Here is a 24,988-nt window from a genome sequence, read left to right as displayed (position 1 = left end):
CTATCATCTGCTACAGGAGGTTACTCTGATGTCCATCGATCCATCCGGTTTTCCGAAGCTGGCTAAGCCCGCTCAGCGAGCGCTGGCGAACGCCGGTTACACCAAGCTGTCACAGTTGTCAGGCGAGAGTGAAGCTGAGCTCATGAAGCTGCACGGGATGGGACCAAATGCGATGAAAGTGCTCAAGGAAGCGCTAGCTGAGCAAGCCATGAGACGGGAATTAACCCCTAATAAAAGCCCGAACTTACTCCGGTAAGCTCGGGCTTTTATTAGGGGTACTGACCACTTGATGAGACTACCGTTACCAATGTGCATACATGGTCGTGATGTGTCCAGACGTACGGCATAGCTCGATTAGCTGATAGACCCCGCTTAGCTGCATCCGATTGCGGCCATGCAGCACATGCAGTGCTTCCTCGGTTACTTCCTTCGCTTTCTCGACGTCGTGATGCTCCACCGCTTTGACGATCGCTCGCATACGGTCCAGTAAATATACAGTGCGGCGCAATGTTCGAATGAGCAGGATTTGCCGAATTTGTGTGGCGCCAAATATCCGATAGCCGTTCTCGGGGTCGCGGTCGGGAACGATCAATCCTTCCTTCTCCCAGTGACGGATGGCTGAAGCCTGCACATTCGTATAGGCGGCCGCTTCGCCAATGCTCATGCGTCCCAACCGCTTCTTGCCGCGGATAGGAGGGAGATCAGGCTGCTGAAGCAGGGCAAGCGTCTGGTCTGCGACCGACTTTTCTTCATGCAGCAAAGCTTGTTCCCGGTTGACCAGCCAGAAAGCAGCGTCAATGTCTCCATTCATGACAAGCTTCAGTGTCTGGCAGGTAACACTTACTCCGAAGCCGGGGAACATCGCCCGCAGGCAGCGGAAGTACGCGGCATGCACTTCCGTGTATTGTCGATAGCCGTTAGCCGATCTCTCCGGACTCGGTATGACGCCCCAGGATTCGTAATGTCGTAAAGCGCTTGTGCTGATGCCAAGCTCTCGGGCAATATCGATGGGTCGGTAGAATCGCATGGACTGCACCGTCCTTTGTCAAAAAAGTAGATTTCTACTATAACAGACAGATTGATGCGCAGCAAGCCTTCATTTTAAACCTTAAAGTGCTATAAGAAGGGTGTGTCAAGTGTGGTTGCACTAAGAGAGGGTCAGCTTTAGCACTTGCATCAAGGTAGTATGATCATCTATATCCCCATTGAAAAGGAGAATGCCATAATGTACCTGCAACATGTCATGCCGAGTCCCCAACAATACAACATGCTTGCCCGGGCGGCCGGAGTGCCGGAGAAGGTGGAGGAGGAGCTCCAAGTAGCACTGAATCGGTCCTTATTCGGTGTTGCCTTGCTAGGAACGGACGGAGAGCCGATTGGCATGGGACGTATGATCGGTGACGGGAGATACACCTTCCTGATCACCGATCTGATCCTCCGTCCCGAATATGCCAGCGAGGACAATATCCGCACCATCCTCCATGCTCTAACAGACTTTATTGAAGAGAATGCCTCGGCAGGCGCGGAGATTATTCTCATGGCCGATGTGCCATCCATCGCTATCTATCAAAAGCATGGCTTCAGCTTCACCTATCCAAACAAGATTAGCTTGAGCCGATCAATCTGAAGATAGACTAGCTATTGAGGATTGACAACTTCTAACAGTGCCAGTACACTTGTAAAAAAATCAATGGCCGTTCGATTAGCCGCTCCTTCCCTTAGGGAAAGGAGCTTTTCGATTAGGCAGGGGAGTGTAGTGGGAACGCATGACGTTAATCGAATTGCTGCCAGACGATTTGGCACGCCCTCATCCCAGCTTTTTGCGCGATGAAGCGGCTTATCAATTGTTTCATGCGATCACACAAGGCGATTGCGCGCACAGATGGAAGTCGAAGGACGGAAGAGTCATGTTCGCACAGTCGACAGGCTACAAGGGCTGGTTATGGCTTTCGCAGGAATTGACGGAGAAGGAACGGGCTGAGGGGATTGCAGCAATATGCACATTACTGGAAAAGGATCGTCTGCCAGGCATCCTGTCCGATCCGGAAACAGCTGATCAATTCTCCCATACCTACAGCGCCATGAGTGGAATGAGCTCCAGCATCGAGATGAGGATGGAGGCCTATGCATGTCCCACCGTAAGGCCTGTAGAGAACGTTGCGGGCCAGATGCGCTCGGCCGATCGGCAAGATGCTCGCGTTATCGCTGAATTTCTTGCCGGCTTCTCCGAAGATGCCTATGGCTATACGGTTACGGCCGAGAGCCAGCTTCCCGGTGCCGAAAGATTAATGGATGCCGGCCATCTGTACCTATGGATCAACGAAGGGATTCCAGTCTCCATGGCCAATATTGCCCACCGTTCGCCAAGACATGCCCGGATCAATGCGGTTTATACGCCTCGCGAGCATCGGAAGCAGGGATTCGCTAGCGCGCTTGTAGGTGAAATTACAGGCAAGGTATGGAAGGAAGGGCTGACGCCGATGCTGTATGCGGATTTAAGCAATCCCCACTCGAATGGCGTATATCGGAGTTTGGGATATCGTGAACAGGGGCAAATTACGGATATTCGTTTTTATTAATGACATTAACTAAAAAACGGCTAATTCACGATAGAAGCGAGACACTTCGTAGACAAAGGAGCAGGATATGCAGATCAAAATCGGAGTTGTCGGGACGGAGTCTATCATCGAGAAGACTCTGTCGGTTATGAAGGCATTCCCAACTTTCGTGCCCGTCACGCGTAGGATTGAACAGGAGAAGGATGCGCCCGCTGCCGCTTTAGAGATATCCGGTGAGGTGGAAGTGCTGCTTCTCTCCGGACCGTTGGCGCATCACTTGGTCAAGGAGCAGCTGCCGCCTTCTATACCGGTTCATTATTTGCCGCTTACGGGTGCCGGATTGTACAAAGCGCTGTTCCGTGCAATGCGGGAGGGCAAACTCCAAGGCGGCATATCCGTCGATACGCTGACCAAAAGCATGGTGACGCGGACATTGAAGGATCTGGGCCTCGAGAGCACTCGCGTCGTTGTCTACGATGGGCCGGCCTATGCATCGCCGGACAAGCTGGTTGCTTTCCACCAGTCCCAGTTCGCAGCCGGTCATTGCTCTGTTGCGTTCACTGGTGTTGAGCTTGTCGCCCGACAGCTGGAGAAGCTGCAAGTCCCAAGCGAATGGCTGCTTCCCTCGGAGCAGGATATGATCGTGACATTGGAGAGAGCTCTGCTGTCGACGGAATCCCGGCGCAACAAGGAATCACAGATCGTTGTTGGCATGATTAACGTCGACGACTTCGGCAAGCTTGTGATGCAGCGGCATAATGAGCATGAAGTGCAGAAGCTGAAGCTCGATATTCACCGGATGGTGCTTGGCTATGTAGAGTCGCTTGACGGCTATTCGATGTCGCTTGGCGGCGATGAATTTCTGTTCTTCACGACGCGTGGCATCTTCGAGCGGGAGACGGGCGGGTATAAGACGATTCCGCTGGCCAAGGACGTGAACAAAAGCTACGGCATCTCGTTAAGCGTAGGAATCGGCTTCGGAGTGACCGCGAATGAAGCCGGGACGAATGCGAGAGCCGCGCTGCGCAAGTCGAAGGAAGCGGGAGGCAACACGTGCTTTATCGTCAGGGAAGATGTGACCGTGATTGGCCCGCTTGAGATGGCTGATCCCGTACAGGCCATCCTTGCGCCAACAGAACCTGAGCTCATAAAGCGGGCGGAGGAGTCCGGGATGACGAGTGCATACTTAAGCCGGCTGCTGGCGAACATGGCCAAGTTCGGCAAATATGAATACAAGGTTCATGACCTGGCTTCCGTATTAGGCATATCTGTGCGCAGCGCGCATCGCCTCCTGCTACTTTGGATCGACAATGGGCTAGCCGAGATTGCAGGCATGGAGAAGGTGCCTAAGGGAAGGCCCCGCCAAATCTACCGTTTCCCGTTTCTGATGGACAAGTCTCAGCTGTAAGCTGCGGCATGTCCTTTTTTTACGACTATTTAAAGTCAATTAAAAGACTTGTCTTTATATCGGAGCAGGCCGTATCATGGGGGTAACGACAACCAAGGAGGTACGAGAAAATGAAATCGATTGCGGAATTGGAAGCGAAGCTGGCCCAGCCCTCTGAGGCCTTGATTCAGGATTTGGCGAAAGTAGACGGCGATTTGATCTTGCTCGGAGTCGGCGGCAAGATGGGGCCGAGCCTGGCCAGACTTGCGATGAATGCGATTCGCGAAGGCGGACTTAACAAACGCGTGATCGGTGTATCGCGCTTCTCGAACCAGGAAGCGCGGGCCGAGCTTGAAGCCTTCGGCGTCGAGACTATTTCCTGCGAGCTGCTGGATAATGAAGCGCTAACGGCGCTGCCGAATGCAGCTAATGTGATCTATATGGCGGGCAATAAGTTTGGCACGACAGGCAATGAGCATTTCACATGGGCTATGAACACGTATCTGCCCGGAAGAGTGGCCGAGAAATTCAAGGATTCCCGCATCGTCGTCTTCTCCTCCGGCAATATATATCCGTTCACTCCGGTGAGCAGCGGAGGCGCCAGCGAAGGCGTATCTCCCGATCCGCTGGGCGAATATGCACAATCTACACTTGGCAGAGAACGCATCTTCGAATATCACTCGCATCGCAACGGAACGCCGATGGTCATGTACCGCCTCAATTATGCCATCGATATGCGTTACGGCGTCCTGCTGGAGCTGGCGAGAGCGATCCATGAAGGCCGCACGATTAACCTTGCTATGGGTTTTGCGAACATCATCTGGCAAGGCGACGCCAACTCAATGGCGCTCCGCTGTCTCACGCATTGCTCCAGCCCACCGACAGTCATTAACATCACGGGACCCGAGACCGTATCCATTCGCTGGGCGGCAGCCGAGCTTGCGAAGCGAATCGGCAAGGAAGCGCTATTCGAGGGGACAGAATCGGAGACTGCCCTGCTGAACAATGCGTCGAAGTCGCATCAACTGTTCGGCTATCCAAGTGTTTCCTTGCTGCAAATGATCGATTGGACGGCAGATTGGGTGCTTCAGGGCGGGGCGACTTGGAATAAGCCGACACACTTCCAGGAGCGAAAGGGGAAATTCTAAATGACCACTCAACAATTATCGACTGCGCTACTGGCAGCACTTCATGATGGGCTGGTCATTCCGGCGCATCCGCTGGCGCTTGATGAGAATCGCAAGCTCGACGAGAAGCATCAGCGGGCATTGACCCGTTATTATATGGCCTCCGGAGCCGGAGGCATTGCGGTGGGGGTTCACTCTACTCAATTTGAAATTCGGGATCCGGAGCATGGGCTGTTCGAGACGGTACTGCGCATGGCTGCGGAGGAAGTGGACAAAGCGGGGCTGGATCGCCCGTTCATCAAGGTGGCCGGTGTATGCGGCGGCATGGAACAAGCGATTAGCGAAGCGCATATTGCACTGGCGCTTGGGTATGACGCAGCGCTGCTCAGCATGGGAGGACTGACCGGCTGGAGCGAAGCCGATATTTTGAAGCGGACGGAGCGGATTGCCGCTATTATGCCAGTTATCGGCTTTTATCTGCAGCCGTCGGTCGGAGGACGTATCTTCTCTTATGATTTCTGGCGAGCATTCGCCGATATCCCGAATGTCGTTGCGATCAAGATGGCTCCGTTCAACCGTTATCAAACCATCGATGTGGTGCGTGCTGTCTGCTTTTCGGACAGAAGAGACGAAATCGCGCTATATACAGGCAATGACGATAATATTGTGGCGGATCTGCTCACGACCTATCGCTTTCAGGTTGACGGGAAAACCGTCGAGAAGCAGATTGTCGGAGGATTGCTTGGCCATTGGGCTGTATGGACGCAAAAAGCGGTGGAGCTGCTAGAGGAGATCAAGTCGTTCCGCGGCGTAGGCGTCATCTCGAAGGAGTGGCTCACCCGCAATATCCAGGTGACGGACTCCAATGCGGCGTTTTTTGACCCGGCGAACCATTTTGAGGGTTGCATCCCTGGCATTCACGAAGTGCTGCGCAGACAGGGCTTGCTGAAGGGAACCTGGTGCCTCAATCCGGACGAGAAGCTGTCTCCAGGCCAATCGGAGGAGATTGATCGCGTCTACGAGCAGTACCCGCATCTTCATGACGATGCACTCGTTGCGGCTCATCTGGAGAAGTGGCTGAGTCACGACTAGCGCATAACTCATATAGAAAGGGACTCGGCCATGAGATTCAAGGATGTATTCTCCATTATCGGTCCCAGCATGATCGGCCCCTCCAGTTCCCATACGGCAGGGGCCGTCAGGCTTGGGCGATGCGCGAGGCAAGCGCTGGGCCTGGTGCCCGAGGAAGCGATCATCCGCTTCTATGGCTCTTTTGCGGACACTTATATGGGCCATGGCACGGATATGGCGATTACCGCTGGCATCATGGATTACGATACGGACGATGATCGGATTCGGAATTCGATCCAATTGGCAGCGGAGCAGGGGATTGCAATCAGCTTTCAATCTGAACTGAGGCCCGGTCCGCATCCTAATACCGCGGCCATTCTGCTGCGCAAGGGGGAGCGTACCGTTCGAATGACGGGCTGCTCCATTGGCGGGGGCAATATCGAGCTGGTGGGCGTGAACGGCTTTGACGTGAAGTTTACTGCGATCTATCCGACGCTGCTCATCTATCATCGCGACCGTTCCGGCATCCTTGCGGAGATTACCGACATCGCCAAACATTACGGCATTAACATAAGCTATATGGAAGTCGACCGCAAAGCGAGAAACGGGGAAGCCTTGACCGTCATCGAGAGCGATCAGCCGTTCAAGCCGGAAGCAGTCGCCAGGCTGAAGCTGCTGCCTGATTTTCAGGAGATTAGCGTGATCGACTTAACGAGCAGGGAGGAAACACGATGAGATTCTCCACTCTGGAAGAGCTGAAAGAGCTGTGCAAAGCCGAATCGCTAAGTATCAGCGGGATGATGGTGAAGGAGCAGGCCCTCGAAACGGGCAAAACCGAGCTTGAGGTTATCGAGCAAATGTCTGCATATTATGAAGTGATGAAGGAAGCTGTGCACAGGGGGCTGCACCAGGATACGACCTCTCGCAGCGGATTAACCGGGAAGGATGCCCAGCGCGTCTCTGCCTATATGAATCAGACCATTCCGTCGCTGGGGGCCGATGCATGCACCGCTATGGCGTATGCGCTGGCTGTATCCGAAGTGAATGCCTCAATGGGCCGGATTATCGCTACACCGACTGCAGGCTCATGCGGTATTATTCCAGGCGTATTCGTCAGTACGCAGGAGCGGTTTCAGTGGGAGAATTCGCATATGGTGTACGGATTGTTCGCTGCGGGAGCGATCGGCTATGTCATTGCGAACAACTCCTTCGTCTCCGGAGCGGAAGGCGGCTGCCAGGCGGAGGTTGGCTCGGCTATCGGCATGGCGGCCGGCGCGTTGACCGAGCTGCGTGGCGGATCGCCGGAGCAATCGGTCCATGCAGTTGGGATCGCGCTCAAAAACTCGCTCGGTCTCATTTGTGATCCAGTAGGCGGCCTGGTCGAAATACCATGTATCGTCCGCAACGGATTTGGCGCGGTTACAGCGCTTGCCGCCTCGGATATGGCTCTTGCAGGCGTGCGGAGCGTCATCCCGTCGGATGAAGTGATCGACGTCATGCTGGAGGTCGGGTCCGCCATGCCGGAGAAGCATCGCGAGACGGCGAAGGGCGGACTCGCGCAGACACCTACAGGCCGCAGCATTATGAATCGGTTGTATGGGAAGGGAGGCCAATCGCCAACATGATGGCTAACAAATCAGATTTGCGGCGGCAAGCGCTTGATCTGGCGCCCGCATTAGTCGCACTGCGCAGAGAGCTTCACGAATACCCGGAGCTAAGCCATGAAGAGTCCGAGACGGCAAGCAGAATAGCAAGAGAACTCGATCGACTCGCCATCCGATATCGCTCAGATGTAGGCGGCCATGGCGTAGTAGCCGAGCTGACGGGCAGCCAGCCGGGCCCGATCATCGCGCTGCGAGCCGATATGGATGCGCTGCCGATTCAAGAAGAGACGGAAATCGCTTTTCCATCGAAGCGCCCCGGCGTCATGCACGCCTGCGGCCATGATGCGCATACCGCAATGCTGATTGGCGCCGCTGAGTTGCTGTCGGCTTGCCGGGAGCAGCTTCAAGGAACCGTCCGTTTGCTGTTCCAGCCAGCTGAAGAGGTGAACGCGGGAGCTGCTGCGATGATAGGGGATGGCGCGCTGGACGGCGTCAGCGAAATCTATGGCTTGCATAACCTGCCGAACTTGCCTGCGGGTATGGCAGCTACCCGGTACGGTGCTCTCATGGGTTCGGTAGATCGAATCGAGATCACGCTGGAAGGCAGGGGCGGTCATGGCGCTATTCCCGACCAGAGCGTCGATCCCATCGTATGCGCTTCCGCGATCATTCAATCGCTGCAGAGCGTTATTAGCCGGGAAGTATCGCCGTTTGATCCCGTAGTGGTCACAATCGGCAGCATCCATGCAGGGGAAGCGAATAACGTTATTCCTCACTATTGCCGAATGACCGGAACGGTTCGCACGTTCCATCCCGATGTGCAAGATAAGCTGCCAGAACGGATTGAACGCATCGTTCAAAACATTGCGGAAGGCTACCGCTGCCAAGCTGCCCTTCACTATATCCGCCAGACGCCTGTCTTAATGAACCATGAAGAGCAGGTGAAGTTCGTCGAATCTGTTATCGACGATACCATAGGCAGCCAGCACCGCATTACGGCCCAGCCTACACTCGCTGGCGAAGATTTCTCGATCTACTTGAACGATGTGCCGGGCTGTTTCTTCTGGCTTGGTTCCGGTCCCGAAGAGCATGCCGAGCAAGCGTATGGCTTGCATCATCCCAAGTATTGGCTGAATGAAGACTGCCTGCCCTATGGCGCATCACTGCTCGCTACTATTGCACGAACGCGTCTCGCTCAGCTGGCGGGAGGTCCTCTATGATGCTTCAGGAGCCGCTTCGAATCGGCATTATAGGCACGGATACATCCCATGCCATAGCCTTTACTCGAATGATTAATGATGTTAACGATCACCACTATGTTCCAGGAGGAAAGGTCGTTGCCGCTTATCCCGGCGGCTCTTCGGACTTTCCGCTTAGCGCTTCACGAGTGGATGGATTCATGGAGACGCTAGAAAAAGAATTCGGGGTAGCGAGAGTGGGTACCCTGGAAGCTCTGGCCTGGCAATGCGACGCTTATCTGCTGTTATCGGCTGATGGGCGGGTGCATCTCGAACAACTGCGAGCGATTGTTCCTTGTCGCAAGCCTGTTTTTATTGATAAGCCGCTAGCCTTGTCCATCAAGGAGGCCAAAAGCATATTCGAGCTGGCGAATCAATGGGATGTCCCTATCATGAGCAGCTCTTCGCTTCGCTTCCTGGAGCCGCTTGTGCAAGATCTTGATGAGAACGGCCGACAGCAGGTAACGGCGGCATCCGTACAAGGATCGCTTGCGGTAGAGCCTACTCAGTCAAGATATTTCTGGTATGCCATTCATGCTGTGGAGTTGCTCTATGCCATCATGGGTCCAGGCTGCCGCGAGGTTCGGGCCGAAAGGGATGCGACAGGAGATCGTTTAGTTGGCGTCTGGCAAGATGGACGAATAGGCGAGGCTATATGCCGAGCCGATGGTGACGACCGATTCCTGGCGCAGTTGGACCGGAGCGGCGTGCTTACTAAGCTGGACGCGGCGCAAAGCGCAACGCCATTCTATGCAAGCTTAATGGCGAAGATCATACCATTCCTGCAAACAGGACGCTCGCCGGTTCATTGGCGTGAGACAGTGGAGATCATCGTATTCCTTGAAGCAGCCGAAAAGAGCCTTGCGGCAGGGGGCACTCCTCAGCCTGTAGTCGGGGTATTGTAAGCGATCCATGCAACGCAATTGAATATTGGCAACCTTTACCTATCCTGTCTCGTCTTAGAAGCCAACAGGGATTAGCATCTGCAGCGCTGACAGACAGGATAGAAGAAAGGTGGCATGTTCGTCGATGAAACAATTAACAAAGCGGATGATGCTCGTAACCATTCTGTGCACAGCTCTTCTTACCGGTTGCGAGTCTGGAAATACGCCTATCGAAAGCAGCACCGTTACACCGCCCCCTGCGGCAACACCCTCTGCCAGACCTTTACCAACTGTGAAAAATCCTCAACCTGCAAGTTTATACCAGGCGATAAACGGAGTAGTCTCTCTAAATTGGAAGTTAGAACCAGCATCGCACTTACTGCTTCAATCCGGAGACGGATATATCGTGAATGATGAACAGGGTGACTTTTCAGAAATTCGTACCGATTCCGATGAAGGAGGATGGATTCCGACATGGTATTTGAACGAAGAATCCGCTCATATTCGCAATCTGGAGCCAGAAGTTTTGTCCATGAGCCTGGGTACAGATGCGCTCTGGTTCCCTAACGGCCAAGTGCCAGCAGCTTCCTTAAAAGCAGGAGAACAGGTATACGCTTATCAGGAATATGGAGATTGGTATGGCGTCATTGCTTCGAGCACGGATGACGCTCCTAGTCCGTTCATGCTATGGATACCTAAAGCGAATGCTGAAAAATCAGGTCAGGCACCAAACTGGTTTGGCAAGGGCGTGGATGAAGAGGCAGCAAAACGCGTACTGGCAACTGCCGTACCATCTTTATTAGTTCCTGGCACCACACAGGAACGAGTTCGCAAGTTATTCGGTGAGCCTACATATGTGGAGCAATCAAGTAACACTGCGGAGACAGGAGCTATTCCTATTACTCTACCTGTTTGGAGATATGAAACTCACACCTCGCATTTGATTATCGGATGGAACGAAGCAGGCGTATTGGAAACCGCCTACTATCGAGATGCTGACGGATTATTGAACCTGGGCCAATGGGCGGGATCTTTAGCCGGCGAGTCATATCTGGTTCCTTCTATCGTACCTGAGTGGGAATGGCGGTTTCAGTCTGAGTTGGCCTATAATTTTTTGATCGATACGATAGGCGACGCTTTAATTATTGCGGGCGAGGACGGCGGGTTCAGCGGCATGCACATGAAGTCGAACCTATATGCTTTGCATAAGCGGACAGGGAAAAAGATCTGGCAATTTGATTTTGGTCCTCACGCCACCATGTATGGAATGTCAAAGGATAAAAGTCTAATGGCTATCCTCAGACAGGATCTGAGTACGAAAACTTACCCATACATGCTTGAAATCATGTACACCAAGACGGGGCAACAGGCTTGGCGCCATAAGATGGACGATGTTCATGTTCAAGGCTTGGCCGTATCCGGCAATGTGGCGGCTGTCTTATATGCCGATATGCTGAACGGCTCGGTGACGGAGAATTATTCCTTGCAGACATGGGATATTCGCACTGGAAAGTCACTCTGGACTAAAAAGCTGCCAGATTATAAGAATATATCTATACTAAGCCATCCCGAGCTGGTCATCCTCGAGGCATACAGGGACGGATATGATCCAGAGGGAGGTACCGTAATCGCATTAGACCCGAAAACAGGCAAAGAGCAATGGAAGCTGGAGAAACGCCACACGTCCATGTTCAACCTATTGGAAGACCCTAAGGGGATCACCCAAAGCACAGGAAGGATATGGACAAGCACAACCGATCGTTTATGGTTAACGGATGTCAGAACAGGAGCGGACATCGAACAATATCCGCTGCATCAAGAGGGCTGGTATGAAGTTCTGAACGGCCAATACTTGTTTTCCGTCATTTTGGATCGTTCAGGAGACGAATATAAATTTACCAGTTCCCTCATTGACCGGATGACAGGAGAGAAGCTATATACAGAACCGGGATGGGCCTCATTCGGCACTATCATCGGAGATAAGCTGTATTACCGGCTTAATAATTATGCGGCCTCCTTCGATCTGAAAACTAAAAAGAAAACCGGCTCCGAATACCAAGTTCATTATTATGATCTTGGACCAACTATCGCTTATGGCGATTTCCTGGTAAGCGCCTATCCCGTGAGTGGAACGGTGTACGTGCTGGACCCCGTTACTCTAGAGCCGTTAGGAAGGCTGCTAGATACCAGGGTGGGGGGATACGATATTACGCCGAGTCAATTCATGCAAGGTTATCTGACTGACATCGATGGCTCTCTCTATATCGGATCAGCGAATGGATGGTTCAGCAAAATGAAGCCGATTGAGCTGCAGCCTGAACGCTAAAAAAAACCGCCCAAGCTGATAAGCCTGGGCGATTCTTCTATTTCAATTATGTCACCTGCGCTTCCCGCACGACGCGGCAGACAAGGCGCATGAGCTTTCGATGTGCAGCGGGAAAGAGGTGGAAGAACACTTCCATTGTTTTGCGCATCGGAATCGGGCAGATGATAGGTTTGTTTTTACTCAGTCCCTTCAGGGCAAAGGCGGCGAATGCTTCTGGACTCATCATTTTACGCTGCTTGACAGTCTCGTTAATTTTCGGTTTATGAAGACCGATCGCATACCCGTTGTCATATATGGCTGTATCCACGTGACCGGGGCAGATCGCACTTACTTTAATGCCATAAATCTCCCATATTCCATCCCGTTACCTCCCCATAATTGGTGTATGAAGGATCTAGAAAAACCGGATTTCATACCTTAATACTGCCACAACTTTCCACCCGTAGGCAGAGAGAGTGATGGCGGAATCGTGGAGGAACTGCAACGAAATTGTGTCTGATTATGGAAACAAAGCAAGTACAGGTTGAAATTACTTTAGTTCTAAAGCACTTTTCATTTGTCGAAAAGAATAAGCCTTTTCGCATATCATCGACATTCACAACATGACTCAAGAATCAGAATATTCCGAATAAAACTGATTCGTCTTGTTTATTGCTCCTTGCCCGCTTCAGGATTACTATTGGGATATATCTATTATTTTACTTATATGGTTTTGGAAACGCTTTAATAATGTTCATAATTCGATATAAATTCCTTCGGGAGTTTATATACACAATTGGCAGGCGAGGAGGGAAGAGGTCGTTTTTTAACAGATAGGCTAGAAAAATAGCAGGATAGAAAGGCGGTGGCATCGGTTAACTTGAATGGGATTCGCATAGGCTTCATAGGAAAGAACGAGTAATTCCTCTAAGTTTTCCCCCAGGGCGGAGCTTCTTCCCGCTTCTACGTTATGCTTTACCACGATAGGTTGTTCACCCCAATCCATATTAGGAGGTTATAAGATGAATTCATTACAATTGACCATGCCGGGTCGGGCAAAAATGATAATGGCCGGCGTGCTTGCACTTATTATGGTCGTATCCATGCTGTTCATTCCTTCAGGTAAAGTATCCGCTCATGGCAACATTACGAATAGCCGGGCTGGTTTATGTGCCAGCGGTCAGAATCAGAATTGCGGGCAAATTATCTACGAGCCATACAGCTTGGAAGGACCAAAAGGGTTCCCGGCTGCAGGACCGGCGGATGGGAAAATCGCCAGCGCTAACACTTGGTTCACTGAACTGGATCAGCAATCGGCAACTCGTTGGACCAAAGTGAACATTAACGCTGGATCATACACCTTCAACTGGAATATCAAGGTTTCTCATGCTACGACTAGCTGGAAATACTATATGACGAAACAAAACTGGAACCCTAATGCCCCGCTCACTCGCGATTCCTTTGACCTCACGCCATTCTGCAGCGTAAATTCCGGCGGAGCCATGCCGGGCAGCACTTACTCCAATACATGCAACATTCCAAGCCGCACCGGGTACCAAATCATTTTGGCCGTATGGGAAATCTATGATACCAATAATGCGTTCTACAATGTCATTGATGTGAATTTTGGCGGCAACGCGGATGTGACTGCTCCAACTGCTCCTTCGAATGCTGCTGCTTCCAACATCGGATCAACAACGGCAACCGTTTCTTGGGGAGCTTCCACAGATAACGTCGGTGTTGCCGGTTACCGAATCTTTAATGGTTCGAGTGAGCTTGCAAGCACGACCGGAGCGCTATCTGCTTCGCTGACTGGTTTGACTGCAAATACTGCCTATAATCTGACGGTAAAAGCATTCGATGCTGCGGGCAATCTGTCCAATGCGAGCAATACCGTTTCCTTCACAACCCTCCCGGTTACCGGACCAGACGTAGTAGCCCCTACTGCGCCGTCCGTTCTCCATGTCATGGGTACGGTCACCCATAACTCCGTACCGCTTATGTGGAATGCATCGACAGACAATGTTGGTGTAACAGGGTATCAAATTTTCCGCAACGGCACGCTGGTCGCTACTGTAACGGGCACGACGCTGCAATACACCGTCAATGCACTTAGTTCAAGCACGGCCTACACTTTCACAGTGAAGGCAATTGACGCAGCGGGCAATGTATCGGCGGCAAGCAATTCGCTGAGCGTTACAACAACAGCGATTCCTGCGACTTATCCTGCTTGGAGCTCGACGACCGTCTATGTAGGCGGCAATAAAGTGTCTCATAACGGCGTCAATTACGAAGCCAAATGGTGGACGCTAGGCGAAACGCCGGGCAGCGCCGATGTTTGGAAGGTTATTCCTTAATAGAAGTAAAGCAGTGGCCTGCATAGCGGTTATCCGCTATGCAGTTTTTTTGCTTCTACGAAAGGTGAAACCAGTGAAATAATTTATTGAATGTTAAGGATATCCATAATAGAGAGAATTATATATAATGACATTAACCGACGATTTGCTTACAAAATACGACAGGAGAGAAGATTCATTGAATCTGAAACGACTAGCAGCCATGATCACAACGATTGGATTAAGCCTTACTCTGGTAAGCTGTATGGAGGATGCGCCACAGAATCCGTTCGAGCAATCGGTCAAAACATTGACTGCCTCGGAGATGAAGGGAAGATTGGCGGGCACGGAAGGAAATGAGAGGGCACAAGCATGGATTGAAGAACAATTCAAGACAATCGGCCTGACGGCTCTTGAAGGAGACAGCTTCGCCGTATCTTATGATCATGTATACCATGATCCAGATAAGCAGTCTATTACTTTGGAAGCTGTCTATTCCAACGAACAGCGCAGCACCTTCAAGCACGGCGTTTCTTTTATCGTCCAAGCTTATGCTGAGAGCTTCGACGAGTCCGCGCCGATCACATCCAACGTGAACGACCCTGAGCTTGCCAGTAAAATATTAATTACAGACCGGGAAGTGTATCTCAGCCAACTCAATATCAAGCCTAAAGCTATTTTAGTGAAAACAGCAGAATTTAAGAAAAATACAATACGTCACCATTCGTATATAGATGTCCCCATCGTACAAATCAGTCCAACGACTTATCGCAAGCTGTTCAAGGAGAAGGATAAGCTGGAGCAGATCAGGCTAAGTATTCAGCTTCAGCCAGAGAAAATTCAAGCGGATAATGTGATTGGGGTATTGTCTGGTCACAGGGAAAACGATTCGCCAGTACGCTCAGCCATCGTGGTCTCTGCCCACTTCGATGCCGTAGGCTGGACGAATCATACGGCATTCAGCGGAGCGCTGGACAATGCATCCGGCGTAAGCGTATTGCTGGAACTTGCTGCCGGGCTGAAAGACAAGGAGCGGGGAGAGGCGGATCTTGTATTTGCAGCGTTCAACGGAGAAGAATCCGGCTTGCAGGGCAGTAACGCTTTTGTCCAGCAATTAAAAGACTACTATGATATCGTCTACAATATTAACCTGGACTCGATTGCCGGCACTTCAAGAGGCTCTACTATGATTTCGTCGGCGAATAATAGCACCGAACTGGCCATGGCTGTAGGCGAATCGCTGAAGCAGAGTGGCATTTCCGTCGAATATAGCGAGGATGCCGGCTCTAGTGATCATCTGTCTTTTTCAGAGGACATCTATCAAAGCGTTACGATTTCTGACGATAATCTAGAGGTCATTCATACACGACAAGATACAGCAGAGCACATCGATTATGCCTATCTGGAGCGACTGGTGCAAGCTTTATCCGATTTTCTTCTTGCCAAGAAGCATCATCCAGAGCTGTTCAGATCCTATAAGATCCTTAAGCAAAACCAAGATGAATTTACGGAAGAACAACTTCGGATCATGAAAGAAGAAGCAGAGCGCCATCTTGCCCAGCTTAAGCTGGGACAGTACAAGTATTTTGTGCATCCTATTACATTCACGAACCAGCCGATTTATAAATTTGAATCTATTATCGAAAACGCGCGTGAGTTTGAAGAGCAATTGCAAGGCATGAAGTTGCCAGAGCAGATCGCAGGATATCCGTTTCAGCTTGCCAATGTGAGTTTTGGCCATTTGTTTGACAGGCTTGTAGAAGCGCCTGAGTTGGATGTTATCTATACCGTTGAAGATCTTTCAGCGAAGGACATTACCGCGCTCGGCCTTCAATATACTGAAGGAGAACAAGGCATATATGTCTATTTGTATCCACTCAGCGATGATATGTTCTATGATATGAATTATTCTTCTGCAATCGTTAAAGTAGAGGAGTATAATGCCAGCGAAGACGATCACTATTATTTGGAGTACTACCCGGAAGACGATAACAGTCTAACCTATATTAAAATAATGAAGATCGACGGTCAGATTTACTACACGAGAATTTATGAGCTGGTGAGACAAAATGACCAGGCAAGCTACGGGAGAAATTCTTCCTTAGCGGAAAAGCAAACGCTGGTAGAACGGGCACAGTCCATTCCGCTCGAGGCCATCATTCGAGAGATGGGCATCTGATCCTGTCTTTGCGAAGTAAATGGAACGAAACACGGAGTTTTTTTAGTTGCGTATCCTTTGCAGCAACCTTATAATGGGAATTCTCGTTATAACATCTGTATAACGTCGATCACTTATAAGTAAGCAAAGGCGGGATTACGAAATGGAACGACTGACATCCAGATTGCGGCTATTTACCTTGGACGATTTTGCAAAGGTGCCGCTTGTACTCGATTATTTTAAAAGGAATAAATCCTTCCTGGCGGCATGGGAGATTGTCAGAGAAGATTCCTTCTATACGCTGCAAGCACAGCAGGACATTTTATTTAATGACATGAATTATTCGGCGGCTGGCCAACTCAGTAAGCTATGGATCAGCAAGCAGGGAGAAGATCGAATCATTGGTTCGGTAGCGCTGAGCAACATTGTATATGGCGCATTCCTGTCCTGCCATCTCGGCTACCGGCTGGATGGAGAAGAAGAGGGCAAGGGCTACATGACCGAAGCGCTTCAAGCTTTGATTGATTATGCGTTCCAGGAGCTGAAGCTGCACCGAATTGAGGCGAATATAATGCCGCATAACGCGGCTTCGTTCCGGGTAGTGGAGAAGCTTGGATTCCAGCATGAAGGGCTGGCCCGCAAATATTTGAAAATTAACGGTAAATGGGAGGATCATGTGCATATGGTCCTCTTGAATGAAGCGTTGGAATAGAAAGCAGCAGCATCTAAACTGATCGGATGAGGGAGGCAAACGCTGTGTCAGAGGAGCAAGAAAAGAAGGCGATTGCGATACGGCGGCAGCATTTTTTTCGGCTTAACTTGTTTTTTCTATTGGTATTTGTGTTATTCGCCATCCTGATCATTAGGCTTGCTATCCTGCAGTTTGTCGAAGGTCCTACCATCCTGCAGCAAGTAAAGGACAAGATGGGCAATACGCCTGTTCGAATCGCACCCATCCGGGGCAATATTTATGACGCTGACGGCGTGAAGCTGGCGTATTCGACATCTGTGCAGTCTCTTTACTTCTCCATTGAGCGCGGCTTCAAGGCGAAGGATGCCAATGAGTTTGCCTCAAGGCTCAAAGAGGTATTCGACCAATACGGCGATCCTGCCAAAAGCATGACGATTGACCAGATCAAAGAAAATATGGACTTGACCTACCGCAGAAACAATATATCTGTGCCTCGCCGAATTAAGTCTGGTCTGACTAAAAAAGAAGTCGCCTATTTCTCTGAAAATCTGGCGAAGTACGATGGTGTGGATATCGTGGAGGAGAGCATTCGCCATTATGATCCGGATACGGTAGCCGTTCAGCTTGTCGGTTATCTCAAGAAATTCAGAGGCTCCAAGGACCTGTCGTTCTATAAGAACCTGGTGCAGGATAATCCACTCCTTAATTACATCGAAGAGGAGGAGGTTGGCTTCGACGGCTTGGAATATATGTTCCAAGAGCAGCTGAGGGGAAAAAACGGACTGAAGCTGATACCTATCGATTCTATGGGGAGAGTGAATGGCGAACCTCAAGTAACGCCTCCTGTTAAAGGAAATAATCTTCATCTGACGATTAATAAAAAGGTTCAAATGCTTACGGAAGAAGCGATTATGGACCAGCTCAAGATCTTGCAGGAGGGAGGCGACCCCCGAAGCAAAAATGCCCGTACGGGATATGCGGTCGCGATGGAAGTAAAGACCGGGAACATTATCGCAATGGCCAGTATGCCGGATTACGATACGAATATTTGGGAAGGCGGCGGCGTTAACAACGACGAACTGAAGGAAATTCTGTTTTATATGGTCAATGGCACAATCAGAGAGGTCTATCAGCCCATCCATGATGATAAAGAACGCGCCAAACACCCTGGCTCTATTGTGCCGCTAGGCTCAACCATCAAGCCGTTGACCGTTCTCGTCGGCTTGAACGAGAAGCTGATAACGCCGACTACGAGCTATAGTGATACAGGCATCTTCCAATTCGGGAAGGCTGGCATTCACCGCAAAAGCATCCGTAACGCGGAGAATGCTGTATACGGGCTGATGGACCCGGCGCGTGCGATAGAGAAATCATCCAACCCATTTATGACGGAGAAGATCGGCAATGCGCTGAATATCAAATATAAAGGAAGCGAGGAAGGCGTACAGAAGTGGGACGAATATATGAAGATGTTCGGGCTTGGCGTCTCGACGGGCAGCGGTCTGAATGAATGGCCTGGCACGATTGAATATTTTAACGAAGCCAAAAATGCAAGCACGCAATCCGCACTGATCTATGCATCCTTCGGGCAGCAAGGCCGTTACACAACGCTCCAATTAGCCCAATATACCGCAACGCTCGCAAGCCGGGGAAAACGCATGAAGCCTCAATTCGTTACTGAAATCAAAGATTCGGACGGCACTGTCATGCAGAAGTTTGAGCCGGTCGTGCTGAATAGAGTGGATTTCCCTGACAGCTACTGGGAAGAGATTGAAGCCGGCATGAGGAAAGTTAAAGTGACGGGCTTCGATGATTTCCCGCATGAGTTTTTGCGGAAGACCGGCACGTCGGAGCAAAGCGTTGCCGGAAAGATTGTGGAGAATTCCGTGTTCATCGCGTCTGCGCCAGCGGATGATCCTGTGCTGGCTGTAGCCGTAGTCGTACCGGAAGGCGGATTCGGAAGCCGGGGAGCCGCGCCAATCGCACGCAAAATATTCGACGCGTATGATGAGGTTTACGGATTAAAATAAGCCATTATATAGAGATATGTAATAGAAGAGAGGGGGCTGATAGCCCCCTCTCTTCTATTAAGCTAGCGATTGCTGATATTGCGTCCACAAGGTGCCAACCGGAATGCCGGTGATAAGCTGGAACTGGCTTTCCTTCCATGCGAAGATTTGAGCTTCTGTAAGACCATAAGTATCCAAAGAGGCTTCGTTTAATTGGCGAATAAATCCGCGATGCTTGGTATCGTCAATCCAACGAATGAAGTTGGCGGTGCCATGGGTGTGCCAGCTGCCTCCTTGCGTTATGCCGTACCGGTCATGATAGCCGGTAGTATAACGCAAGCTGTCCGTCAACGCTTCCACATCGAAATTGCCGTATTGATAGGCATGTCCAATCTCATGATACAGAATACCGATAATCTCATCGCGTAAAGATTGATTAGGATTAGCCGCCACGTTCGCGAGATGCTGGGAATTGAAGGTTAGCGTCTTGAGCTCGCTGTCTCCTCCCATGGAAGCGACCGGACCGGTAGGCTCGATTTTCACTAGTATTTTCTTCACCTCAAGGGGAGCATCTGCCGGACTTAGATACAGCAGCTCATTTACTTTGCGCGTAATCGCCAATATCTCTTGTTCGGCATTGGGAAGCGCCTGTTCGAATGGCGTAAAGCCCGCCAGATTCTGAATTTCAATGGCCGGATTAACAGCATGCCACAAATCATCGGTACGAGAGAACTCTACTTCGCTAAGCTGAACGGTCCAGCCGCTATGATTTTGAATATTGTTCAGCTTGTAGTAACGGTAAGCCGTTGTATGGTTCTCCAGCAAATAATGCTTTCGCTGATGCCGGAGTCTGAAGTTCTCGTTCGTTTTCGTGTCTATCGTTGTCCAGTTAGCAAGATCGTTAGATCCTTGGAGCACCCAGCTCTTGGGGTCTGCATCAGGACTATGATTAGGGGTCTTGGCCGAAGTCAGCGCATAACCGTCGATGGTTACGGCTTCGCCGAAGTCGAATTGCAGCCATGCCGTGTTATTGTAAGTCAACCATTTGGTATTGCTGTTTCCGTCAACCAGATTAGCTTTCACATCGGTTGGCGCGTTTTCGCCGCTGGCGGTAACGGTAGGCTTGATCGTTTTGTAGGTCTGCGCTTCGTCGCCGAACAGCTTGATTTCAGCTAATTGCAAGAGACCGCCGTTCTGGTATTGATTCACGAATTGATCAAACTTGATATATTTGTAAGGGGTTGAATTGACGAATGAATACGTATTTGTGTGATGACGTCCCGCAAAGCTTTGATTGGTCTGCGTATTCAAATCCGTCCATACAATTCCGTCATTGGAGCCTTTGACGACCCAGTTTTTCGGATCACGGTCCGGCGCATCTTCTGCTGACGTAATAGAATAAGCATTCACAACTTTTGCTGTGGCGAATTCATATTGCAGCCATGCCGGCGTACTGAAGGTAAGCCATTTGGAGAAAATAAATTGATCGAATGCTTTGTGCCTGCTTTGGTGATCGCCATTCTCGCCGCTAGCGGTAACTGTTCCGTCTTTTGCGAGATTGGTAGGCAAGATTGTTGTTGTAGACTCCGCAGCTGCTGCGGTCGGAATAGAAGCATCGCTGCCAAAGCCTAGTCCGATTACTGCCGCCAATAGTAGTACTCCCAGTTTCTTCATGTCTCCACGTCCTTTTTATCTATATGGTCAAGATCCAAACGAAAACCATTCACCTCCCGATCCTAGTAATAACTAATATGTAAAATATATCATATAAAGTCGAGTTCTCATAGTGTATTTCTTGTAAATAAAAGGAGGGCACTCCTCTGACTACTTTATAGGCTTAAATTTTAACCTCCTAAATTATGGAGCGGAATATAACAGAGATCATGTTATAATCCTACTAAAGCAGCACATCATCGCACTCAATCCGCAAGCTATTAAGCTTACAACGAGGGGTAAATATGAAATCGCTTCCGCTGTATAAGAGAATTCAAGAAGATATCCGGTTTCAAATTCGGACAGGGCAGCTCAGGCCGGGGGACCGCGTTCCGTCGGAGAAAGAGCTGGCGGAGCACTACCATGTCAGCCAGATTACGTCCAAAAACGCGATTAACGGTCTAGCAGAAGAGGGGATACTTGTCCGACATCGCGGCAAAGGAACTTTCGTCAATGCCAATCATGAGGATCTGCCTGCGATGAGCCGTCATAAAGGCTTCATCGGGCTGATCTTACCCAGCATGAAAACAAAGGTCGACCAACGCATTATGAATGCGATTGAACAATATGTCAGAGAAAGCGGCTACTACTTGCTGGTGAAGATTACCCAGGAATCCCCGCTTGAGGAGAGCAGGGCGATCGATGATTTTATGCTGCTGCGGGTGAAGGGGCTTATCATCTTCCCGATTGAGCAAGAAATGTACAACAATGATATATTGCGCTTGACGTTGAATCGGTTCCCGCTTGTGCTGATCGATCGTTATCTGAAGGAAATTGAGACGTACAGCGTCTCTGCGGATAATCTGGACGGAGCTTGCCGCGCAGTCGGCCATCTGCTCAGCAAGGGTCACGAGAACATCGCATTTGTCACCGTGAAGGTGACCAACTCTGCGACGGCGGATCGGGCGGCTGGATTCGAGAAGGCGTTCCTGGAGCGCAATCTGCCTATTCATAAAAGCTTGTGGTGCACGCTGGGCATTGAGGATATCGCATCGGGAAGGAGCGTTTCGATTATACAAGAGTTTTTGGAGGACAATCCCGGCATTACGGCGGTGTTCACTTGCAATGCGGAGCTGACGGGATATACTTATCGAGCCATGAGCACGCTCAGCCAATCGGGGGGGAGAAGACTGGAGCTGGTAAGCTTCGACCAATCCGAGCTTTCCGATGTGAGCTATGTCAAGCAAAATGTAGAGGAGATGTGCAGGATTACGATCGAGCTTCTGGTGGAGCAGATTCAAGGAACCTATAACCCTAGAAGAGTGGCGGTGCCCGTCACGCTTTTTCACAAAAATATACTTAATAAGATATAAAACCGGAGGGGCCATGGTGGTACGATGTAGGCGTAATATGAAAACGATTACATCAATCGATGGAAAGGGAGGACGTTATGAAGAAATCGAAGCTATTGCTAGCACTCCTCGTCTTATGCCTGATGTTGCCCGCTTCACTGGCAACCGCGTACCAGAACCCTAGGCCGCTCAGCAACGAATGGCCGACCTATGGCTCCGGCGATCCGTACATTCTGAAGTTCAAAGGCGTCTACTATTTGTATGTCAGCACCAAAGATTCCGAGACTGGTATCAAGGCTTGGAGCTCCACTGATCTGGTGAACTGGACCTATGCCGGATTGGTGGCGACAGACCCCATTACAAAGGCTGCTTACGCGCCGGAGGTCATCTACTGGAACGGATATTTCTATATGTATACCTCCCCGGGCGGCGGAGGCCATTATGTGCTGCGTAGTGAAAGCCCGACAGGCCCTTTCACCATCCAGACTCCGAATAAAGGACTGACGATTGACGGCCATGTCTTCATCGACGATGACGGACAGTGGTACTTCTACCGCGCGGCGCACGGTCAGATGGTCGCGCATCGCATGAGCGATCCCTATACGTTCGGTCCCGGCTTTAATACTGGCGCAACTGTGAACGGCGGCTGGACCGAAGGGGCGACAGTTGTCAAACGCAACGGCAAATATTATATGACGTACACCGGCAATCACGTACACAGTCCGGCTTACCGGGTCGACTACGCGTTAAGCGACAATCCGCTGACTGGATTCGTACCTGTACAGAACCAAAATCCGGTGCTCATCTCGACAGAGGGACCAACGATCGGACTTGGGCATAACGGCTTGGTGACAGGTCCGGATCTGGATTCCATGTACATGTTCTATCATGACTGGAAGGGCTATACGCCTGAAGGCTGGCCGATTCGCAGCATTAATATGGACCGGGTCGTCTGGAACGGCGACAAGATGACCGTCCTTGGCCCGACGACGACTTCACAGCCTGACCCAGCGCTTCCTGCTTTCCAGGACCGTTTCAATCGGACAACAATCGGATCAGGCTGGGCCAATGTCAATGGCGGCACTTGGGGCATCTACAATCAAGAGCTTATGTGGCAAGATACGATTGGGACGACAACGGCATACAAGCAAATCACCAATGCTGCAACCGCTTCTAATTATACAGCTGAATTCCACGCGAAGCAGATGGCGAGAGGAACGAGCGCAGCACCTCGGTATGGCGCGACCTTCTCCTATGTGGATGAGAACAATTATGGCGTAGCGATGCTAAGCTCCAAGAACAATCAACTAGAGACGAATATGGTTGTTGGCGGAGTCTCCCAAGGCTGGGTGAACGCGGCTTTGCCGGCTGGCTTTGATTACAGTAAGTGGCATAACATTCGGATAGAAAAGTCGGGGAACTCATTCAAGATTTACGTGGACAATATGCTGAAGGTTACGAGAACCGCTAATCTGGGAGGCGGCAAAGTAGGCTATGTCTCCGAAGACACCCATGCCGACTTCGCTTATGTCGCCTTTAGCAATCAAGCAGGCGGAAGCAGCGATTGGGACGCGTATAAGCCGATTCCGGGCAAAATTGAAGCAGTCCACTACATGAGCGGCGGCGAAGGAGTCGGATACCATGACTTGACGCCAGCCAATCTCGGCGGTCAATACCGCAGCGATGCGGTAGATATCCGTGTCAATCCAGAGGGCGGCTACAACGTTGGCTGGAATCAGACGGGCGAATGGCTGAAGTACCGGGTGAACGTGGCAGCGACAGGAGCTTACGACGTTACGTTCCGTATGGCAACAACGTTGAACGGAGTAGGCATTCGTCTATGGGACGGCGCGACAGCCTTGACAGGCGTTATCGCCATCCCGAATACCGGCGGCTGGGATGCATGGCGATCGGTTACGGTGACGAATATTCCGATGACGCAAGGGCTGCGGGAGCTTAGGGTGGAGTTCGTAACGGGCGAAGCGGATTTCGCCAGCATGGAATTCCACAAGCATGCAGCCGTTCCGAGCTTGACGGATAACTTCAACGACAATAACAGCGATGGTTGGAAGCGCTGGGAGGGCAACTGGTCGGTGAGCGGAGGCCAATACCATTCGGCAGGCGGCACCTTCGCGAAGACGACATTCGGCGATGACAACTGGGCCAATTACACAATTGAAGCTGATATCAAAATGAATGAGAGCGGCGGAGACGCCGGAATTATCGTGAGAGGGAAGAATCCGGCTAATGGACTGGAGCGTGCACAAGGTAATGCCGACTTCTTGCAGGGCTACTACGCCTATATCAAGACAGACGGGGTCTACCTTGGGAAACAAAATTACAATTGGAGCAATCTGGCCGGATTCACAACGCCGCTTGCCATTAATACGTGGCATAAGATGAAGGTCGTCGTGAACGGCACGAATATTAAGGTGTATGTGGGCGATATGACGACACCGAAGCTGGATTACAATGACCACTCGCCAACGGCGTTCACTCACGGCAAGATAGGCCTGAGAACGGCACACAAGCATACATCGTTCGACAATGTCATCTTGAATCCTTAAATTCATAGACAAGCAGAATTGAAGCAAAGACGGATCCTGCCATGCGGC

At 50.8% G+C, this 24,988-nt stretch carries 20 protein-coding genes; 17 read left to right on the top strand and 3 right to left on the bottom strand.

Annotation, left to right across the window (positions count from 1 at the left end; genetic code table 11):
* The first annotated feature begins 28 nt into the window (after nt 1-28).
* Nucleotides 29-256: a helix-hairpin-helix domain-containing protein gene (locus tag ACFVSO_RS10675; RefSeq protein ID WP_387473046.1), complete on the top strand. Its 228-nt coding sequence runs from the start codon at nt 29-31 to the stop codon at nt 254-256.
* Between the two features lie 45 nt (nt 257-301).
* Here the strand turns inward: ACFVSO_RS10675 and ACFVSO_RS10670 are convergent, their stop codons facing one another.
* Entirely contained in the window at nt 302-1,027 is a 726-nt protein-coding gene (locus ACFVSO_RS10670; RefSeq protein ID WP_387473044.1) for a MerR family transcriptional regulator, read from the bottom strand.
* A 198-nt stretch (nt 1,028-1,225) separates the two neighbouring features.
* Between ACFVSO_RS10670 and ACFVSO_RS10665 the strand changes: the two genes are divergently transcribed.
* The 10 genes from ACFVSO_RS10665 (at nt 1,226) to ACFVSO_RS10620 (ending at nt 12,195) form a co-directional block, all read left to right on the top strand.
* Complete coding sequence (locus tag ACFVSO_RS10665; protein WP_387473042.1) at nt 1,226-1,627, top strand: GNAT family N-acetyltransferase; 402 nt, start codon at nt 1,226-1,228, stop codon at nt 1,625-1,627.
* A gap of 139 nt (nt 1,628-1,766) precedes the next feature.
* Nucleotides 1,767-2,579, top strand: coding sequence for a GNAT family N-acetyltransferase (locus ACFVSO_RS10660; protein ID WP_387473040.1), 813 nt, complete (start codon nt 1,767-1,769; stop codon nt 2,577-2,579).
* A 67-nt stretch (nt 2,580-2,646) separates the two neighbouring features.
* The gene (locus ACFVSO_RS10655; RefSeq protein ID WP_387473038.1) at nt 2,647-3,966 is read left to right on the top strand and encodes a GTP cyclohydrolase IIa; all 1,320 of its coding nucleotides are present in this window, start codon (nt 2,647-2,649) and stop codon (nt 3,964-3,966) included.
* 110 nt (nt 3,967-4,076) lie between these two features.
* Nucleotides 4,077-5,093, top strand: a complete 1,017-nt coding sequence (locus ACFVSO_RS10650; protein WP_387473036.1) for an SDR family oxidoreductase — start codon at nt 4,077-4,079, stop codon at nt 5,091-5,093.
* Nucleotides 5,094-6,164, top strand: coding sequence for a dihydrodipicolinate synthase family protein (locus tag ACFVSO_RS10645; protein WP_387473034.1), 1,071 nt, complete (start codon nt 5,094-5,096; stop codon nt 6,162-6,164).
* 30 nt (nt 6,165-6,194) lie between these two features.
* Entirely contained in the window at nt 6,195-6,878 is a 684-nt protein-coding gene (gene sdaAB / locus ACFVSO_RS10640; protein WP_387473032.1) for an L-serine ammonia-lyase, iron-sulfur-dependent subunit beta, read from the top strand.
* Nucleotides 6,875-7,768, top strand: a complete 894-nt coding sequence (gene sdaAA / locus ACFVSO_RS10635) for an L-serine ammonia-lyase, iron-sulfur-dependent, subunit alpha (RefSeq protein ID WP_387473030.1) — start codon at nt 6,875-6,877, stop codon at nt 7,766-7,768. Before sdaAB ends, sdaAA begins: the two co-directional genes overlap by 4 nt.
* On the top strand, nt 7,765-8,967 hold the full coding sequence (locus ACFVSO_RS10630; RefSeq protein ID WP_387473028.1) for a M20 metallopeptidase family protein: 1,203 nt from the start codon (nt 7,765-7,767) through the stop codon (nt 8,965-8,967). Before sdaAA ends, ACFVSO_RS10630 begins: the two co-directional genes overlap by 4 nt.
* Nucleotides 8,964-9,890 (top strand): Gfo/Idh/MocA family protein, encoded by a 927-nt coding sequence (locus ACFVSO_RS10625; RefSeq protein WP_387473026.1) that lies wholly within the window; start codon nt 8,964-8,966, stop codon nt 9,888-9,890. The genes ACFVSO_RS10630 and ACFVSO_RS10625 overlap by 4 nt, the downstream gene beginning before the upstream one ends.
* Before the next feature lie 385 nt (nt 9,891-10,275).
* The gene (locus tag ACFVSO_RS10620; protein WP_387473024.1) at nt 10,276-12,195 is read left to right on the top strand and encodes an outer membrane protein assembly factor BamB family protein; all 1,920 of its coding nucleotides are present in this window, start codon (nt 10,276-10,278) and stop codon (nt 12,193-12,195) included.
* A 46-nt stretch (nt 12,196-12,241) separates the two neighbouring features.
* On the opposite strand, the gene ACFVSO_RS10615 is transcribed toward ACFVSO_RS10620, so the two are convergent.
* Nucleotides 12,242-12,502: an SDR family oxidoreductase gene (locus ACFVSO_RS10615; protein WP_387473022.1), complete on the bottom strand. Its 261-nt coding sequence runs from the start codon at nt 12,500-12,502 to the stop codon at nt 12,242-12,244.
* Between the two features lie 694 nt (nt 12,503-13,196).
* On the opposite strand from ACFVSO_RS10615, the gene ACFVSO_RS10610 reads away from it, so the two are divergent.
* The 4 genes from ACFVSO_RS10610 (at nt 13,197) to ACFVSO_RS10595 (ending at nt 19,389) form a co-directional block, all read left to right on the top strand.
* Nucleotides 13,197-14,531, top strand: a complete 1,335-nt coding sequence (locus ACFVSO_RS10610) for a lytic polysaccharide monooxygenase (RefSeq protein ID WP_387473020.1) — start codon at nt 13,197-13,199, stop codon at nt 14,529-14,531.
* A 178-nt stretch (nt 14,532-14,709) separates the two neighbouring features.
* On the top strand, nt 14,710-16,689 hold the full coding sequence (locus tag ACFVSO_RS10605) for a M28 family peptidase (RefSeq protein ID WP_387473018.1): 1,980 nt from the start codon (nt 14,710-14,712) through the stop codon (nt 16,687-16,689).
* A 142-nt stretch (nt 16,690-16,831) separates the two neighbouring features.
* Nucleotides 16,832-17,380 (top strand): GNAT family N-acetyltransferase, encoded by a 549-nt coding sequence (locus tag ACFVSO_RS10600; RefSeq protein WP_387473016.1) that lies wholly within the window; start codon nt 16,832-16,834, stop codon nt 17,378-17,380.
* A 44-nt stretch (nt 17,381-17,424) separates the two neighbouring features.
* Nucleotides 17,425-19,389, top strand: a complete 1,965-nt coding sequence (locus tag ACFVSO_RS10595; RefSeq protein ID WP_387473014.1) for a peptidoglycan D,D-transpeptidase FtsI family protein — start codon at nt 17,425-17,427, stop codon at nt 19,387-19,389.
* Between the two features lie 57 nt (nt 19,390-19,446).
* Here the strand turns inward: ACFVSO_RS10595 and ACFVSO_RS10590 are convergent, their stop codons facing one another.
* Nucleotides 19,447-21,042, bottom strand: a complete 1,596-nt coding sequence (locus ACFVSO_RS10590) for a discoidin domain-containing protein (RefSeq protein ID WP_387473012.1) — start codon at nt 21,040-21,042, stop codon at nt 19,447-19,449.
* Nucleotides 21,043-21,326: 284 nt separating this feature from the next.
* Between ACFVSO_RS10590 and ACFVSO_RS10585 the strand changes: the two genes are divergently transcribed.
* Together ACFVSO_RS10585 and ACFVSO_RS10580 are read left to right on the top strand one after the other, a co-directional pair.
* Nucleotides 21,327-22,394: a GntR family transcriptional regulator gene (locus tag ACFVSO_RS10585; protein ID WP_387473010.1), complete on the top strand. Its 1,068-nt coding sequence runs from the start codon at nt 21,327-21,329 to the stop codon at nt 22,392-22,394.
* A 77-nt stretch (nt 22,395-22,471) separates the two neighbouring features.
* Nucleotides 22,472-24,940, top strand: coding sequence for a family 43 glycosylhydrolase (locus ACFVSO_RS10580; RefSeq protein WP_387473008.1), 2,469 nt, complete (start codon nt 22,472-22,474; stop codon nt 24,938-24,940).
* The last annotated feature ends 48 nt before the right edge of the window (nt 24,941-24,988 follow it).

The organism is Paenibacillus sp. NPDC057967, from assembly GCF_042887015.1.
Classification (GTDB): domain Bacteria; phylum Bacillota; class Bacilli; order Paenibacillales; family Paenibacillaceae; genus Pristimantibacillus.
The sequence above is the reverse complement of the archived record's forward strand: the minus strand, read 5'-3'. Positions and strand labels throughout refer to the sequence as shown.